Raw genomic sequence first — 17235 nt, forward strand, 5'->3', positions numbered from 1 at the left:
GGAGTTCAGAAATGGTCAAAATTATGATTGTAGAAGATGATATGAAAATTGCGGAGCTTTTATCAACATATGTTGCGAAATACGGTTATGAAGGAATTATTGTATCAGATTTTCAAAATGTATTAGACATTTTTTTAGAAGAACAACCAGAGTTAGTTTTATTAGATATTAATTTACCAAGTTTTGATGGTTACTATTGGTGTCGTCAAATTCGCGGGGTTTCTACATGTCCGATTTTATTTATTTCGGCCCGTGAAGGTACGATGGATCAAGTTATGGCGTTAGAAAATGGTGGCGATGATTTTATTCCGAAGCCGTTTCATTATGAAGTTGTAATGGCGAAAATTCGTAGTCATTTAAGACGTGCTTATGGAGACTATGCACCGAAATTAGAAGAACGAATGGTTGAGCAACAAGGTCTTAGTTTATATCCCGAAAGACTTGTATTAAAACTTAGGAATCAAGAGATTGATATAACGAGAAACGAAGCCATTTTATTAGAGATGTTAATGAAAAACTATCCGCGTGTTGTGAGTAGGGAAGTATTATTAAATAAATTATGGGATAGTGAATCCTATGTAGATGATAATACATTAAGTGTAAATACAACACGTGTGCGTAAAAAGTTAAAAACGTTACAAATTGAAGGAGCAATTGAAACAATTCGTAGTGTTGGATATAGATTGCATATTACTTGGGATACTGGTATGGAAAAATGATAAGGTTGTTTATACGTGATCATATACCCCTTATTTGTTTTACTGCGATCCAACTATTAGCCGTATTCTTAGTTTATTGGTTTGATGGGCATAATCATATTTCAACGGCATTATATGCAATGTTTTTAGGTGCTTTTTTTATGGTAAGTTATTTAGTATTTCGTTATTTTACACATCGATCTTTTTATGAGCGTTTAGCAAATCCGTTGCAATCTTTGGATGAATCTGTTCAAAAATCTGATTTTGCAGTTTTATCTACTGCTCTCCAAGATTTGCTCGAAGTACAATATCGACATTATCAAAATCAGCTCCAGTTACAAGAGAGAAAAAATAATGATCATTTAACATTTATGAATCAGTGGATTCATCAAATGAAAACACCTTTATCTGTAATAGAATTAATTACACAAGATGAAGCGGATCCGCGCTTTGAAAGTATTAATGAGGAAACAGATAGGCTGAAAAAGGGGTTAGAGATGGCACTGTATGTCGCACGTTTAGAGGCATTTACACAAGATTTTTATGTAGAAAGAGTACAACTACATAAAATAGTGAATGATTCTGTACATGAACACAAACGCTTTTTTATCCGGAATTTCGTATATCCAGAGCTTGAAATTGATAAGGGTATTACTGTAGAAAGTGATGCGAAATGGTTACAATTTTTAATTGGACAAATTATATCGAATGCAATTAAATACTCATCAGGTAGTAGAGAAAAGATTAAAGTGAAAGCTTGTAAGGAAGGTAATAATATTGTACTTGAAATTGCCGATAGTGGCGTAGGGATACCGAAGCAAGATTTACCAAGAGTGTTTAAACCTTTCTTTACAGGAGAAAATGGTAGAGATTTTAAAGAGTCAACGGGGATGGGACTATATCTTGTATATGAGATTACAAAACAATTAGGACATAATGTAGAGATCCATTCAGAAGTTGGTAAAGGTACCGTTGTACGAATTAAATTTTGTAATGTGTAAAAGTGATTAAGGCTAAAAAACTTATATTTAAAGTTTTTTAGCCTTATTTTGTACCATTGATAAATTTCCAGAATGAAAGATTATTTACATAAGAGAAGCAAAGCGATACCGTTAAAGATAAAAGAGAGTCTTTTATTACTTGTTAATGAAAGGAGTGTATTGAAATAGATATTCGTAAAATGAGATATTTCATAACAGTAGCAGAAGAATTAAACTTTAGTCGTGCAGCAGAACGTCTTATGATGGCGCAACCTCCTTTAAGCCAAGAAATTCGCAAATTAGAAGATGAATTAGGGGTCCAACTTTTTCATCGAACAAAGAGAATGGTTGAGCTTACCGATGCTGGGAAAATATTTTTAGAAGGTGCGCGACAAACGCTACTTCAAGTAGAAAGAACGATTAAAGAAACTCAGCTTGTAGAGGAAGGAAAAATCGGGCATTTAATCATCGGTTTTGTCGATTCTACAGAAACGGTTATAAACATATTAAAAACATTTCGAGAACGGTTTCCTAACATTCAGCTTATATTACGCGAGATGACAACAGACCAGCAAATAAAAGCACTCTATGAAAAACAAATTCATATTGGATTTATTCGTTCTAAGCAGAATAATGAAATATTGTCTTCTGAAGTTTGTTCTAAAGAACGTTTAAAATTGGTTTTACATGAAGACCACCCATTAATTTCGTTACCTAATATTTCTATTAAAGAACTAGTAGATGAACCATTTGTTTTATTTCCTCGTCATTTCGGTACTAACTTTTATGATTTAATTATTAGTTACTTTTGGGAACATGGAGTAAGTTTAAATATTGTTCAAGAAGCAATTCAAATGCAGACGATTGTTAATTTAGTTGCAGCAGGAATGGGGATTTCTGTCGTTCCATCATCGGTGGAAAGTTATAAAAAATCGGGAGTCATGTATAAAGACATTCAGGAACATACACCGGAGATAAACTTATACGCTGGATGGAGACAAGATGAAAAGTCTGTCGTTCTCGAGAACTTCTTAGCAGTTGTTAGAGAGATTTATAAGACTTCACAACTTGAATTTGAAAAGTAAAGGCCCATCTTTATAGGATGGGCTGTGGGAAGTTGGGAAAGGGTGTTTATTTATAGGTAAAACTTACTCATGGTTCAACCTGTTTTGCTAGGATCATACTCAGCGAAACCTTTTAATACACTATCAATCTGATTCATAATTTCAGGTTGCAATTTAACACTAGTAGCAACTACGTTTTCTCTTATTTGTTCCGGATTTGAAGCACCAATAATTGCAGAAGAAACAGCTGGATTTTGTAACACCCAAGCAATTGCGAGTTGAGATAGGGTAAGGTTAATTTCTTGTGCAATAGGGTTAAGTTTCTGGATAGCAGTAAGCACATCATCACTCATCCAACGTTGCACCAGTTTGTCAAAAAACGGTTTTCCAGCATCCGAGTTAGCACGTGATTGGGCAGGGATTGGTTTACCTGGTTGATATTTTCCAGTGAGAATACCTTGTGCGAGGGGAGACCAAACAACTTGACCAAGTCCTTCACGTTGACATGTAGGTATTATGTCTGTTTCGATCACTCGCCACAACATCGAATATTGAGGCTGGCTAGCAATAAGAGGAATGTTCAATTCTCGGGCAAGTGCTGCACCGCGTGTGATTTGCTCCGATGTCCATTCACTTATACCTAAATAAAGGACTTTACCTTGTCTTACAAGATCTGAGAAAGCTAACATTGTTTCTTCAAGAGGAGTTGTTGTATCGAATCGATGTGCATAATAGACATCAATGTAGTCTGTATGTAGCCGTTGTAACGATGCATTACAATTTTCTATAATATGTTTTCGTGATAAACCTCGATCATTTTTTCCAGGTCCGGTCGGATGGCATACTTTTGTACAAAGTTCTATACTTTCTCGGCGTATTCCTTTCAAAGAGCGACCAAGTACTTCCTCGGCAATAGTGTCCGAATAAACATCAGCAGTATCGAAGGTTGTAATACCGACATCTAGTGCGGCGTTCACACAATCATTTGCAGTATTTTCATTTACTTTTCCACCATGGTTTATCCAGTTTCCATATGCAATCTTACTTACTGTTAATCCACTGTTTCCGAGTTTGCTAAATTCCATTGTAGAATCCCTCCTTAAAAATGATAACTTTATTATAAGAACTGAAATGTAGTATGTATAATATAAAATTAATCATAAATTTATATAAAAATTATATAAGAGGTAGTGCGTAGAAGTTTATTATTAGAGAAATTTAAAGGAGTAGTACAACAAGTGTAATGTATGCTTGTTTCATATGAAGTTAAGAAATGATAAATAGACCTAGAAGAAAGCAATCATTATAATAGCACATATAATTGCATTTACTCATACAGTACTATCATGGTACAATATGGTTACTAACGACGGAAAGGAATGATGGGTGGACGATGATTAACTAATCTTATTTTTAAATGTTGAAATGAAATAAATTTCAATTTCTAAAAAATAGGATTAGTCTGCCCAATTTCCATACAACGGTATTGCTATTTATGTTGCGCAATAGCTTATTTGGGTATAAATATTTTAACGACTAATCCTGCCAAATTTATTTGGGAGGATTTTTTTATTCTCCCTTAATGAAAGGGATCGGTATTATGAAAGAACTATTAAAATTAAATGATGTTTATGTTGAAATAAAGGAAAATACTTTGTTAGAGAAAATGAATGTGACAGTAAGACAAGGGGATATTATCGGATTAATTGGTAAAAACGGGGCTGGTAAATCAACGTTACTTCAATTAATAAATGGGAAGATTGAACCATCAAAAGGTACTGTTGAATGGATGCAAATGAATATGACAACAGCATATGTTGAACAAGAAAAAGAATCTTTTGTTAGTAAGGATATGATTGCAAAAGAAGCCGAGCTTCTTGCAAAATGGGGCGTGCCAACGAACGATTTTCTAACTTTAAGTGGTGGTGAAAAGCTAAAAGTTCGATTAGCAAAAGGATTTGCTGGAAATCCTAATGTATTAATATTAGACGAACCGACAAATCATTTAGATGAGATGAGTACGGAATTTCTCATTAAACAAATCAAAAATATGAGAGGTACAGTTATCGTCGTATCGCATGATCGATATTTTTTAGATGTTGTCGCAACAAGAATATGGTCAATTGAGGATAAGAAATTAATTGACCATAGCGGGAATTATACGAGTTATATGAAAGCTCGTGAGCATAAAAGAATGACGCAGCAGCGTGAATATGAAAAACAACAAAAAAAGATAGAACAAGTAGAAACTCATATAAAAGAATTAAGTTCATGGTCACAAAAGGCACATGCGCAGTCTACAAAACAAGAAGGAGTGAAAGAATTCTATCGTGTAAAGGCGAAGCGAATGGATGCACAAGTGAAGTCAAAACGAAAACGTCTCGAAAAAGAGCTGGAGAAAACGAAAGTAGAACGTGTGAAAGAGGAGTATTCAGTTGAATTCTCTATTCAAGCGAGTAAAAAAGTAGGAAAACGTTTCTTAGAAGTAAAACAATTGCGGAAAGAATTTAACAATCGGACATTATTTGAAAACGTTAATTTTACAATTCAGCACGGTGAGAAGGTTGCGATTATTGGGCCGAATGGTAGCGGGAAAACAACTTTATTGAAGATGATTATGGGAACGGAAACTGTGCAAGGAGAAGTATGGATTTCACCATCTGCAAACATCGGTTATTTAACACAAGAAGTTTTTGATTTACCGCTTGATAAAACACCAGAAAATTTATTTTTTAAAGAGACGTTTGAAGAAAGAGGAAAAGTACAAAATTTAATGAAACATTTAGGGTTCCAAGCTTCTCAATGGAAAGAGCCGATTCAGCATATGAGTATGGGTGAACGAGTAAAATGTAAGCTAATGGCTTATATTTTGGATGAAAAAGATGTACTTATTCTAGATGAACCTACGAATCACCTTGATCTTCCTTCACGTGAACAACTTGAAAATACATTAGCTGAGTACAACGGAACACTCGTTATCGTTTCCCACGATCGATATTTTCTAGAGAAAACAACTAACACAAAACTCGTGTTTTTAAACAATACGATACAAAAGCAGCTAGAAGAACCTACTAAAACAAGAGATGAAATTGAAGAGCTACGTTTAACGTTAGAAACAGAGAGACAAGAAGTATTAGGTAAATTAAGCTTTTTAACTTCTAAGGACAAGGGATATAAAGAACTTGACGAACGATTTATAGAACTTACGAAGCAGATTAAGGCACTTTAATAAAGTTATAGCTACCTCACTCTAGCTAGGAGGTAGCTATAACAATTGAATTTTACACGGGATTAAGGGGGATTATCATGGGAGAAGAAAATTTGACTAAGTTATTTAGAATAGATTGTGGTGATATATACTTACAAGAATTTTCCATCAAAGATGCGGAGAGTATTTATAAAATATCGAATCAACCGGAAATAGAAAAGTTTTTGCCAGACTGGAAATCAACAAAAGAACAACGGGTAAATTGGGTTACAAATTATGAAATACCAGAAAATAAAGTATTTCTTGATGCTGCTACAAATTCATCAAACATAGACGGTCATTTTTTAAAACTGGGAGTATTTATAAAAGATACAAATGAATTTATTGGATGGTGCTGTACAGGTATTAAAGAAGAACTTCCATTACCGAATAGAGAAATTATGTATGCTATTTCAAGCGAGTATCAAAATAATGGTTACGCTACGAAAGTGACTAAAGGGTTAATTGATTATTTGTTTAAAAATACAAATGTAGATGTCCTTAACGCAATTGCTTTAATTAACAACGTACCGTCAAATAAAGTTATTGAAAAATGCGGGTTTACTTATATGAGCCAACAGATGATAGAAAACCAACTATATAATCATTATCTATTGAGTAAATCAGAGTGGATAAAAAATATTGCTCTTTAAAGGGAGCTATAATGCAATGAAATTGTAAAAAAGCTTAGAGTTAAAACTCTGAGCTTTTTTACGTGCTATTTACTTTTTGATTTTACTGGTGAAGTATAAGTTGTTATTCATTGTTTTGAAGTTGTATAGTTATTCTTTATAATATATTGCATGTTGCTAATAAAGAATACAAGTTGTTTCAGCGACTAGAAATAAGAAGCATTGTATTTCATACCACTATACAAATATTATAAGATAGATATACATCGATTATAGTTTGAAAGTGGATTTATTATCTGTTTTTTTAGAAATCTTACAAGCGTGTAAGATAAATGAAAGATGAATCAATATGAGCTATAAAACAATTCATTTACACTTTATAGTAAGCAGTGCAAATGAAGGGAGAATATAAATGGAAATTTTACATGCAAAAAGTATTAGTAAAGTATATAAAGGGAAAATACCTTTTAAAGCATTAGTAGATATTGATTTATCAATTCAAGAAGGTGAATTTGTAGGAATTATGGGGCCATCAGGTAGTGGGAAAACAACATTATTAAATATGGTATCTACTATTGATTCACCAACATCGGGAGAAATATTAATAAATGGTACAAATCCTTTCCAGTTGACATCAGAAGATTTAGCTTTATTCCGTAGAAAAAAATTAGGATTTGTTTTTCAATCATTTAATCTTCTTAGCACACTTACAGTAAAAGAAAACATCGTATTGCCAATGACATTAGATGGTGTTTCTGTACAAGAAATGAACAAACGAGTGGAAGAAATTGCAGAGAAATTAAACATTACAGATATATTGAGTAAAAGAACGTTTGAAATATCAGGGGGACAAGCTCAAAGAACAGCAATTGCTCGCGCGATCGTTCATAAGCCGCAATTATTACTTGCAGATGAACCTACAGGGAATTTAGACTCTAAATCTTCAAATGATGTAATGGAGATGCTAGATACCCTTAATAAAGAAGAAAAGGCAACGATGATGTTAGTTACACATGATCCGTATGCAGCGAGCTTTTGCAGTAGAGTTATATTTATTAAAGATGGTCAACTATATAACGAAATTTATTGCGGTGAAAGTAGGCAAACTTTTTATCAAAAGATTATGGATGTCCTTTCTTTGTTAGGAGGGAAAAGGCATGACTTTTCGTCAGTTCGCATTTAATAATATTTTTCGTAATAAGCGTACATACGCTGCCCATTTTTTAAGTTGTGCATTTTCTATTATGATTTTCTTTACGTATGCCCTTTTATTATTTCATCCTGATTTACAAGGGGAATTAAAATCGACGAGTACAACAATAAGTGCATTTGGAACATTAGGATTTACAATTTCGCAAGGCTTGATTTTTGTATTTTCATTTTTCTTTATTTTATATTCAGTAAGTTCATTTTTAAAAACACGTAAGAAAGAATTTGGCATTTTAATGATGCAAGGAATGTCAATGAGGCAACTTAAGAAATTATTATTAATTGAAAATATGTTAATTGGACTTGGGTCAATTTGTATAGGGATTTTCATCGGACTCATATTTTCTAAACTAGTGTTATTGATAAGCGCAAGTGTATTAATGATTAGTAATGGTTTACCTTTTTATATACCAGTACAGGCGGTATTATTAACAGTCATCACATTTTTTTTCTTATTTTTAATTGTTTCGCTTGTTACTTTTAAAATGATAAAAGTAACGGAACTTGTGGAACTTATTCAAGCAGAGGAAAAGCCAAAGCCTGAACCGAAAGCTTCTATTCTATTATCGCTACTTTCTTTAATTAGTATAGGCTATGGATATATTTCAGTATTTCGCTTTATCCCAAGTACTAATTTTATTACGCTCGGAATGGGTGTACTTCTAGTCATTATAGGAACGTACTTTTTATATACACAGTGTAGCGTGTATATATTGTATCTTGCTAAAAGGAGTGAATCATTCTTTTTAAAGCGAACAAATATATTAACATTTTCAGAATTAATTTACCGTATGAAAGATAACGCAACGATGTTTTTCATTGTATCTATTATTTCAGCAGTTGCATTTACCGCAATCGGTACAACAGCTGCTCTTGGTAATAGGAATTTAGTATGGATGACAAACCCATATACATTTCTGTATGAAAGCTCTGAAAACAACAAATTGGTAGATAAACATCTCTCTATTCTAAAAAAACATCTTGAGGATGCAAATATTCCGTATCGAATGGCTTCATCTTCAAATAAATTTACAGAAAGTAACGTAAATGTATTGAAATTAAGTGAATATAACGAACTTACGAGAGCACTCGGGTACCAACAAGAAACGATTGAAAAAGAAGATGAAATTTTACTAATCCCTGGGAGGGTGTCACAAAAACAAGAATTTAAAAATGGTGACTATAAAAAAAATATTGAAGTCATTCAAGGAGATTGGACAAAGACATTTCGTGTGAAAAAAACTGTGGGAAATTTAGTTTTACCACATGATCCTAGTAGTATTTATATTGCTGTTCAAGATCATGTGTATGATGAAATTCCGCATACGAGTAATCCAAAAGATGAAAATATTCAACATCGTACTTACGGATTTGTTGTAGATGATTGGATAAAAACGAAAGAGATTTCAAATCAATTAAAGAATGTATTCGATAAAGATCTTAGGGACAGAGATTTCTACTTTGAAGCTTTAACATTAAACTTGTTGGAGGCAAAGCAAAAGAATGGTTTATTACTTATGGCAAGTGTTTTAGTCGGAATCGTTTTCTTTACATTTGCTGCTAGTTTTATTTATTTCCGATTATATACTGATTTGGACCGTGATCAACAACAATATAAAATGATTTCGAAAATGGGATTAAGTAAACGAGAGTTAAAAAGAGTTGTAACGAGACAGTTAGTATTAATGTTCTTCTTACCGATTATCATTGCAGTGATTCATACTGTAGTCGCCTATATGGCATTACAACAATTAGTCGATTTTTCTATAATAAATAGCTCTATCGTTATTTTAATTTCATTTATATGTATACAAGTTTTATACTTCTTTATCACTCGTTGGCGTTACCTACAAAAGCTTTATAAAGTTATGGAGCAATAGAGTATATTAGCTTGTAAGACTACACAAAAGTATGTGAAAAAATGAACTGTATGATGAAAGGAAACGCGATGAAAAGAACTTTAACTATTTTTATGTTAACAATACTATTTTTAATAAGTTTTAGTGCATGCTCTAAAAAGGAAAATCCATTTCCTGCAAACGGTTTATTAATCATTGGAGATGAAAATAAAATTTCACCAATTATTAATCGTTATCAAGAAATTACGAAAGAAAATGAAGTGTTTTCTGTGAAAAAAGGTAAAGTTGGAAATGGACAGGTATTAATTTTAAATGAATCTACAGCACAAGCATTAATTAAAGCAAAGGTTTTTCGTAAACGAGAAAATGGATCCGATTTTATTATAGATACGTTACCAAAATTCCCAAATGATGGTTCGCTATTGTTTGCACAAGAAGACGAAAAGACTTTAAAAAGTATTGAATTAGGAGAGGAAGAGATTCCTGTTACATATAATAGTGACGCTTGGATAGGAAACAAACGTAATTATCCAACACAATGGTATGTGATTGTAGCGGAAAATGGTGTATATAAAGAAATAAAAGCAAATGAAACGAAAATGCACCTTCTTCATCTGAAAAAATCTTTAGGTGATGAAAAACCTAAAATGTCGACAGATAATACATTAGTTAATGAAAATGTTAAAGCAAAAAAGCTAATTAAAGGTTTGGAAGGAGAAGTATCTTTTCAGTTTGTAACAATTGAAGAAAAATCTTAAAAAAGAGTTCGAGGTTGATAGAAACTTTATCAACCTCGAACTCTTTTTAGTTTATAGGCCGTTCATTACATTACTTCATTTAATCGAGTCTCACTTGTTTCTTCAATCGCATTTGAATGTTGAACTGAATTATTTTGAACTTCTTTTTCTTTACGGACTTTTTGTAGCATTTCAAGTATGATCCATAAAGGAACACCTTTATCTTTCAACATCTTCCATAAATCCAATTCGTTAAATTTATGCTCTGCTTGTTTCATTTCTTTTTCAGATGAACGTATATCAAATTTGATTGGAGCATTGGATTTCTTATCTTCAATCTTAGTAGAAGAGATAGTATTATGCTCAAAATTAGATGGAGTTATTTTAGAAGGTTGAGAAAATGTATGAATGTTTAATCCGATGTACATGCTGTTTTCCTCCTTTCAAGCAATGAAATTAGTTTTCTTATGATTATAAAATCAATTTAACATAAGGAAACTATGCTAAATTGTAAATTCGAATAAAAAGATTTATAAGTTGTATTGTAAAAACTAAATGCTTATTTGAATTAATATTTATCAACATTTTTGTATGTTTTCTATATATACATCGTATATAAAATACTTTACATTATGTTTAAGTTGAAAAACTAAATGTGTATATTTTTTTATAGAAAAATGTAAGCGTTTTATTGGGGGGGAGAAAGTATGGGGAAATTATTTATAAAAATATGTTTTTTTGCGTTAGTGACTGTTTGCTCAGTCGCTGCGAAAACAACTTATGCAGAAGAGAGACAACAAAATAATTATCCTATTATTTTAGTGAATGGATTTGCTGGATGGGGTAGAGAGGAAATGCTAGGTGTTAAATATTGGGGTGGTGTTCATGATATACAGGAAGATTTAAAGAGAAATGGTTATATAGTTCAAACTGCAGCAGTTGGGCCTGTATCTAGTAACTGGGATCGTGCATGTGAATTATATGCGCAAATTAACGGTGGAACAGTAGATTATGGAGCGGCGCATGCTGAGAAACATGGACATAATCGTTTTGGTAGAACTTATAGTGGATTTGCACCGAATTGGAGTGAAACTAATAAAGTTCATTTAGTTGGGCATAGCATGGGTGGACAAACGACGAGAACTTTAGTGCAGTTGTTAAAAGAAGGAAGTTATGAAGAAAAGAATTACGTGAAAAATCATCCAAACGCAAAGATATCGCCACTATTTGAGGGTGGTAAATCATATGTTCATAGTGTTACAACATTAGCAACTCCTCACAATGGTACAACACTCGCGGACGGAAGTCTTCTGTTACCATTTGTTAAAGATTTACTAATTGCAGCTGCAAGTTTAAATGGAAACAATAATTTATCATTATATGATTTTAAATTGGATCAATGGGGTATAAAAAAGAATGCTGGAGAGTCATTTTTCCAATATACTGATCGTATTTTAAATAATTCAATTTGGGAAAATACAAAAGACATTAGTCAATGGGATTTAAGTACTGATGGAGCAAAGGAGTTAAATAATTGGGTAAAGACGCAATCGGATGTATATTACTTATCTTATAGTGGACATGCATCGCAAGCAGTACCTATAACAGGTTTGCATCTACCACATATAACGATGAATAAAGTGCTAATGGGGAATGCATTCTTCTTAGGATCTTATGCAAGATATGAAGAAAACCGACCATTAATAGATACTTCTTGGTGGCAAAATGACGGTGTAGTAAATACAAATTCTATGATTGCACCTTCGTCTAATACTGTTGTAAGTAGTAATGGGTCTTTGCAAATCGGAAAATGGAATCATATCGAAACGAAAGCAAATTGGGATCATCTCGATATGGTAGGATTAAGCGTTTCAGACACATTAGGTTTTTCTAATATTCAAGAGTTTTATAGAACAATTGCAGAAAAGTTATCACGTCTACCGAAATAGATAATATAAAGCGCTCTCGATGGAATTCGAGAGCGCTTTATATTATATTGAAAGAGGGATTTGGTAGAAAAATATGGGGGGATATTATGAAAATTCAAATTGTATTATCTGGATATGGGACAGTAGGAAGAGAGTTTATAAAATTATTAAATGAAAAATATTTATATATAAATGAAACATATGGAATAAATTTAGTGGTAAGTGGCGTATTAGGTAGAAATGTTGCAATACATAATGAGGAAGGGTTATCTATTCATCATTTATTAACGTATGGTGGCGGTACTGCTGCAATTGAAAAATATTTAGAACATCATCCGGAGGAACGTGCAACAAGTGGGATAAGTGGCACTGTATTGGTAGAATCAACCGTTACAAATCTTAAAGATGGAAATCCGGGAAAAAAATATATAAAACAAGCGATTGAGAAACATATGGATATAGTTGCAATTTCTAAAGGTGCACTTGTTACAAACTGGAGAGAAATAAATGAAGCAGCAAAAATGGCGAATGTACGAATACGATATAGTGGGGCAACTGCCGCGGCACTGCCGACTTTAGATATTGGACAATTTAGTTTAGCTGGTTGCAATATTGAAAAAATAGATGGAATATTAAATGGCACGACAAATTATATTCTAACGAGAATGTATGAAGGTGATATTACGTTTGAAGAAGCGCTGAAAGAAGCGCAAAATAAAGGGATTGCCGAGACGGATCCTACATTAGATGTAAGTGGTTCGGATAGTGCGTGTAAATTGTTACTTTTGACAAACAGTTTAATGGGAGTAGAGAATACGCTTGAAGGTATATATGTACAAGGAATTGAACACGTTACAATACAACAAATTCGAAATGCTAAGGAACAACATAAAATTATTAAATTAATAGCATCGGCGCATAAAGATGGAGAAGGCAATGTGAATCTAAATGTTGAACCGTGCGAAATAGATAAAGATCACCCGCTAGCAAAAGTCAATGGAACAGAAAAAGGAATAACATTCTTTACAGATACAATGGGGCAAATTACTACAATTGGTGGAGCTTCTAATCCACGCGGAGCTGCAGCTGCTGCTTTAAAAGATGTAATTAACTTATATCGTAAAGATTTATCCCGCTATTTGTGAGCAGTAAAAGCCCGATTGGTGAAGCCTAATAATTAGTGGGGGGATGAACCCCTCACTAATTAAAGTTTCACTTTATAAGACCGTACCGCCCTTTATAAAAAATACATATGTAGTGGACCTTTTGAGAATGAAATAAATATGCAAAAATGATTGCAGGAGGTTAGGAATTGTTTAAGGATTTTAAAGTTGTAAAAGATCGTCCCGTTTATATTCAATTGAAAGATTATTTAAAAAAGATGATTATGAAAGGGCATTTGTTAGGGAACCAAAAAATCCCATCAACAAGGGAACTGAGTGAATTATTATCAGTGAGCAGAAATACAGTGCTCTCTGCTTATGCGGATTTAGAACAAGAAGGACTCATTTATGCAGTTAAAGGAAAAGGAAATTTTGTTGCGAAGGTTGATATTTCTAACACTTCGTCTGTTGAAATAGATTGGAAAAATAAACTCAATACAGTTACCGCATTAGCGGATGAATTAGATTTAATGAAACATGGTGTTCGCTGGGAAAAAGGAATGATTGTTTTTAATAGTATAGCCCCGGATGAAAAGCTATTTGATGTAGAAAATTTCAAAAGAGCTTTTCTTACTCGTATGTCCATTGAAGGGGATATTGTATTGAACTACGGATATGCAAAAGGCTATAGACCGTTAATGAATTATTTACTTCATTACATGGAAATGAAAGGTGTAGATATTTCGAACAAAGATATTCTAATCACAAATGGATTTACGGAAGGGTTAGATATTGTACTATCTTCTTTATCGAAAAAATCAGGGCGTGTAATTTGTGAGAATCCAACTCACCATGCTGCACTGAAGCTTTTTCGCTTACATGGACTTGAAGTTCATGGGATTAATATGAATGATGATGGTATTGATACGAATGAAGTAGAACAAAGTTTACGTGAAAAAGATTTTGATTTTGCGTATTTGATTCCTTCTTATCATAATCCAACCGGTATTGTTACGAGTTCAGAGAAAAGAACGGAATTGATGAGATTATTTTCAAAATATAAGATTCCTATTATAGAGGATGGATTTAATGAAGAATTACGTTATTCAGGTTCACATTTAGCGCCATTATTAACTTTTGCAGGGGCCGGTAATAATGTGATTTATATTAGTAGCTTTTCAAAGGTACTTTTCCCTGGTTTACGTGTAGGTTGGATCATTGCAGATAAAGAACTGATACATTATTTAGAAAGTGTAAAAAGGGCAAGAACGATTCATACATCTACGTTAGATCAAGCTGTACTGTTTCAATATTTACATGAAGGATATTTTGAAAAATATTTAAAAAAAGCAAGATCTGTTTATAAGAAAAAATATGAGTTAGCTGTTGAGGCATGTAATCAGTACATTCCGTTTAAAAGAATGACTGGAGATGGTGGACTTCATTTATTTATAGAGTTAGAAGAAAAAATTAATGCCCGCACACTTTTACAAAAGTGTTATGAGAAAGGTGTAACGTTTTCTCCTGGAAATGTTTTTTATTCTGATGGAGGGGGAGCGAATACCTTCCGATTAGGCTTTTCACGTTTGAAAGAAAAGGAAATAGTTAGCGGGATTCAAATAATTGGTGATACATTAAAAAATGAAATTTGGAGATGAGAAGATGAGAATTGGCGTTATTATGGGAGGAGTATCCTCTGAAAAACAAGTATCAATTATGACTGGAAATGAAATGATTGCACATTTAAATAAGAGTAAGTATGAAATAGTTCCAATTACGTTAAATGAAAAAATGGATTTAATTGAAAAAGCGAAAGACATTGATTTTGCATTGCTAGCATTACACGGAAAATACGGAGAAGATGGTACTGTTCAAGGGACGCTTGAAAGTTTAGGTATTCCTTATAGTGGTAGCAATATGTTATCTAGCGGTATATGTATGGACAAAAATCTTTCAAAAAAGATTTTACGTTATGAAGGAGTAGAAACACCCGATTGGATTGAACTTACAAAAATGGAGGATCTAAACCTTGAAGAGTTAGAGAAGTTAGGATTTCCGTTAGTAGTAAAACCTAACTCTGGCGGCTCCAGTGTTGGAGTAAAGATTGTCAAGGATAAAAATGAATTGATTTCAATGCTGGAAACTGTATTCGAATGGGATTCAGAAGTAGTAATTGAGAAGTATATAAAGGGTGAGGAGATTACATGTTCCATTTTTGATGGAAAACAGTTACCTATCATCTCGATTCGACATGCTGCTGAGTTCTTTGACTACAATGCAAAATATGATGATGCTAGTACAGTTGAAGAAGTTATAGAACTTCCAGCTGAAGTACAGGAACGTGTAAATAAAGCGTCACTGGCTTGTTATAAAGCATTAAAATGTAGTGTTTATGCAAGGGTTGATATGATGGTGAAGGACGGAATTCCATATGTAATGGAGGTTAACACATTACCAGGGATGACACAATCAAGTTTACTGCCAAAAAGTGCAGAGGCTGCGGGAATTAAATATAGTGAACTATTAGATATGATTATACAAACTTCATTACACGTTAGGAAAAATGAAGGTTTTTAATTTTGACACTTTTATAGATTGTGCTATGATGAATACGAAAATAAAATATTTATCCACTAGGGGGGCCTTTTATAGGCTGAGATCAAATGAAATTTTGAGACTCTTAGTACCTGATCTGGTTAATGCCAGCGTAGGGAAGTGGGAAAGACATTGTTATTTAATGAATAAATACTGTCAATTTCACTTTCTTTACGCCTGTAAAGAAAGTTTTTTTATTTTACAGCTTTAATAAATGGGATAAATACTTATATTTTATAAATTATTGGAGGGATTTAAATGACTTTTTCACAATCATTACGTAAAGAAGTAGATTCAATTTGGGAAGCAAGTTTTAATCATCCTTTTGTAAAAAAACTTGGTGAAGGTACGTTAGATTTAGCAAGTTTCCGTTATTACGTACTTCAAGATTCATATTATTTAAGTCATTTTGCTAGAGTACAAACTTTAGGAGCTGCAAAGGCTCTTGAATTAGAAACGACAGCTCGTATGGCGCACCATGCTCAAAATACATATGAAGCAGAATTATCATTACACGAGAATTTTGCTAAAAAATTAGGCGTTACGAAAGAAGAAAAAGATAATTTCCTACCTGCACCAACTGCATATGCGTATACTTCACATATGTATCGTGCTGCGTATGAAGGTCATTTAGGGGATATTATTGCAGCTATTTTACCTTGTTATTGGCTATATTATGAAATTGGTGAACGTTTAAAAGAGTGTCAGCCAGAAGAGCCAATTTATAAAGAGTGGATTTCTGCTTATGGATCAGATTGGTTCCGTACATTAGTAGAAGAGCAAATCACACGATTAGATACTATCGCTGAAAAAGTAACAGAGGCAGACCGTGAACGTATGAGACAACATTTTATTATTAGTAGTCAATATGAATATTCATTTTGGGAAATGGCATATACACTAGAAAAATGGCCAGTGAATGAAGAAGTTAAAGGTGTTATTTCATAAAGAGTATAGAAAAGGTATCGCTATATGAAGAGGCGATACCTTTTCTTATGTTTTATTTATGTAAATATTTTGTGAATTATAGATATAAAACAAAATAATCTATTATAATGATTTTATAATATAAAAAATAACATAAGGAGGTAGTTATATGTTTAAGGGTAACTTTTTATTAATTCAGTTTTATAATGTATTATTTAAATAATTTGATTTATTTATTCCTGAAATATGCTTGGTT

General features: G+C 32.8%; 15 protein-coding genes and 1 riboswitch. Of the genes, 13 read left to right on the forward strand and 2 right to left on the reverse strand.

Annotation, left to right across the window (positions count from 1 at the left end; genetic code table 11):
• Window positions 1-11 precede the first annotated feature (11 nt).
• The 3 genes from ACP6L7_RS08760 (at window position 12) to ACP6L7_RS08770 (ending at window position 2763) form a co-directional block, all read left to right on the forward strand.
• Window positions 12-719, forward strand: a complete 708-nt coding sequence (locus ACP6L7_RS08760) for a response regulator transcription factor (protein ID WP_097829341.1) — start codon at window positions 12-14, stop codon at window positions 717-719.
• Window positions 716-1699, forward strand: coding sequence for a sensor histidine kinase (locus tag ACP6L7_RS08765; RefSeq protein ID WP_097829340.1), 984 nt, complete (start codon window positions 716-718; stop codon window positions 1697-1699). Before ACP6L7_RS08760 ends, ACP6L7_RS08765 begins: the two co-directional genes overlap by 4 nt.
• Before the next feature lie 164 nt (window positions 1700-1863).
• Entirely contained in the window at window positions 1864-2763 is a 900-nt protein-coding gene (locus ACP6L7_RS08770) for a LysR family transcriptional regulator (protein WP_097829339.1), read from the forward strand.
• 74 nt (window positions 2764-2837) lie between these two features.
• On the opposite strand, the gene ACP6L7_RS08775 is transcribed toward ACP6L7_RS08770, so the two are convergent.
• On the reverse strand, window positions 2838-3827 hold the full coding sequence (locus ACP6L7_RS08775) for an aldo/keto reductase family protein (protein ID WP_097829338.1): 990 nt from the start codon (window positions 3825-3827) through the stop codon (window positions 2838-2840).
• A gap of 515 nt (window positions 3828-4342) precedes the next feature.
• On the opposite strand from ACP6L7_RS08775, the gene abc-f reads away from it, so the two are divergent.
• From abc-f to ACP6L7_RS08800, 5 genes are all read left to right on the forward strand, one after another.
• Window positions 4343-5971, forward strand: a complete 1629-nt coding sequence (gene abc-f, locus ACP6L7_RS08780) for a ribosomal protection-like ABC-F family protein (protein WP_097829498.1) — start codon at window positions 4343-4345, stop codon at window positions 5969-5971.
• 77 nt (window positions 5972-6048) lie between these two features.
• A complete protein-coding gene (locus tag ACP6L7_RS08785; protein ID WP_097829337.1) occupies window positions 6049-6642 on the forward strand; it encodes a GNAT family N-acetyltransferase in 594 nt (197 codons plus the stop codon).
• Between the two features lie 391 nt (window positions 6643-7033).
• A complete protein-coding gene (locus ACP6L7_RS08790; RefSeq protein WP_097829336.1) occupies window positions 7034-7804 on the forward strand; it encodes an ABC transporter ATP-binding protein in 771 nt (256 codons plus the stop codon).
• Window positions 7779-9710, forward strand: a complete 1932-nt coding sequence (locus tag ACP6L7_RS08795; RefSeq protein WP_097829335.1) for an ABC transporter permease — start codon at window positions 7779-7781, stop codon at window positions 9708-9710. Before ACP6L7_RS08790 ends, ACP6L7_RS08795 begins: the two co-directional genes overlap by 26 nt.
• A 68-nt stretch (window positions 9711-9778) precedes the next feature.
• A complete protein-coding gene (locus ACP6L7_RS08800) occupies window positions 9779-10447 on the forward strand; it encodes a lipoprotein BA_5634 family protein (RefSeq protein ID WP_097829497.1) in 669 nt (222 codons plus the stop codon).
• 65 nt (window positions 10448-10512) lie between these two features.
• On the opposite strand, the gene ACP6L7_RS08805 is transcribed toward ACP6L7_RS08800, so the two are convergent.
• The gene (locus ACP6L7_RS08805; RefSeq protein ID WP_097829334.1) at window positions 10513-10854 is read right to left on the reverse strand and encodes a DUF3914 domain-containing protein; all 342 of its coding nucleotides are present in this window, start codon (window positions 10852-10854) and stop codon (window positions 10513-10515) included.
• A gap of 279 nt (window positions 10855-11133) precedes the next feature.
• Between ACP6L7_RS08805 and ACP6L7_RS08810 the strand changes: the two genes are divergently transcribed.
• The 5 genes from ACP6L7_RS08810 to tenA all read left to right on the forward strand — a co-directional run bounded on the left by ACP6L7_RS08810 (window position 11134) and on the right by tenA (window position 17000).
• Complete coding sequence (locus tag ACP6L7_RS08810; protein WP_097829333.1) at window positions 11134-12375, forward strand: esterase/lipase family protein; 1242 nt, start codon at window positions 11134-11136, stop codon at window positions 12373-12375.
• Window positions 12376-12461: 86 nt separating this feature from the next.
• Entirely contained in the window at window positions 12462-13499 is a 1038-nt protein-coding gene (locus ACP6L7_RS08815; RefSeq protein ID WP_097829332.1) for a homoserine dehydrogenase, read from the forward strand.
• Between the two features lie 167 nt (window positions 13500-13666).
• Window positions 13667-15115, forward strand: a complete 1449-nt coding sequence (pdxR, locus tag ACP6L7_RS08820) for a MocR-like pyridoxine biosynthesis transcription factor PdxR (RefSeq protein WP_097829331.1) — start codon at window positions 13667-13669, stop codon at window positions 15113-15115.
• Between the two features lie 4 nt (window positions 15116-15119).
• Window positions 15120-16034, forward strand: coding sequence for a D-alanine--D-alanine ligase (locus ACP6L7_RS08825; RefSeq protein ID WP_097829496.1), 915 nt, complete (start codon window positions 15120-15122; stop codon window positions 16032-16034).
• A 48-nt stretch (window positions 16035-16082) separates the two neighbouring features.
• A riboswitch (TPP riboswitch) is annotated at window positions 16083-16188 on the forward strand.
• Window positions 16189-16310: 122 nt separating this feature from the next.
• On the forward strand, window positions 16311-17000 hold the full coding sequence (tenA, locus tag ACP6L7_RS08830; protein WP_097829330.1) for a thiaminase II: 690 nt from the start codon (window positions 16311-16313) through the stop codon (window positions 16998-17000).
• Window positions 17001-17235 lie beyond the last annotated feature (235 nt).

Origin of the sequence: Bacillus silvicola (assembly GCF_050524305.1) — a bacterium.
Taxonomy (GTDB): Bacteria; Bacillota; Bacilli; order Bacillales; family Bacillaceae_G; genus Bacillus_A; species Bacillus_A cereus_AT.

Excerpts from the sequence above, each read along its gene's own strand:
- ACP6L7_RS08800 (WP_097829497.1), top strand. The coding sequence starts at position 9,779 with ATGAAAAGAACTTTAACTATTTTTATGTTAACAATACTATTTTTAATA.
- ACP6L7_RS08815 (WP_097829332.1), top strand. The coding sequence starts at position 12,462 with ATGAAAATTCAAATTGTATTATCTGGATATGGGACAGTAGGAAGAGAG.
- ACP6L7_RS08775 (WP_097829338.1), bottom strand. The coding sequence starts at position 3,827 with ATGGAATTTAGCAAACTCGGAAACAGTGGATTAACAGTAAGTAAGATT.
- ACP6L7_RS08795 (WP_097829335.1), top strand. The coding sequence starts at position 7,779 with ATGACTTTTCGTCAGTTCGCATTTAATAATATTTTTCGTAATAAGCGT.
- ACP6L7_RS08825 (WP_097829496.1), top strand. The coding sequence starts at position 15,120 with ATGAGAATTGGCGTTATTATGGGAGGAGTATCCTCTGAAAAACAAGTA.
- ACP6L7_RS08790 (WP_097829336.1), top strand. The coding sequence starts at position 7,034 with ATGGAAATTTTACATGCAAAAAGTATTAGTAAAGTATATAAAGGGAAA.
- abc-f (WP_097829498.1), top strand. The coding sequence starts at position 4,343 with ATGAAAGAACTATTAAAATTAAATGATGTTTATGTTGAAATAAAGGAA.
- ACP6L7_RS08805 (WP_097829334.1), bottom strand. The coding sequence starts at position 10,854 with ATGTACATCGGATTAAACATTCATACATTTTCTCAACCTTCTAAAATA.
- ACP6L7_RS08810 (WP_097829333.1), top strand. The coding sequence starts at position 11,134 with ATGGGGAAATTATTTATAAAAATATGTTTTTTTGCGTTAGTGACTGTT.
- tenA (WP_097829330.1), top strand. The coding sequence starts at position 16,311 with ATGACTTTTTCACAATCATTACGTAAAGAAGTAGATTCAATTTGGGAA.
- ACP6L7_RS08785 (WP_097829337.1), top strand. The coding sequence starts at position 6,049 with ATGGGAGAAGAAAATTTGACTAAGTTATTTAGAATAGATTGTGGTGAT.
- ACP6L7_RS08765 (WP_097829340.1), top strand. The coding sequence starts at position 716 with ATGATAAGGTTGTTTATACGTGATCATATACCCCTTATTTGTTTTACT.
- ACP6L7_RS08760 (WP_097829341.1), top strand. The coding sequence starts at position 12 with ATGGTCAAAATTATGATTGTAGAAGATGATATGAAAATTGCGGAGCTT.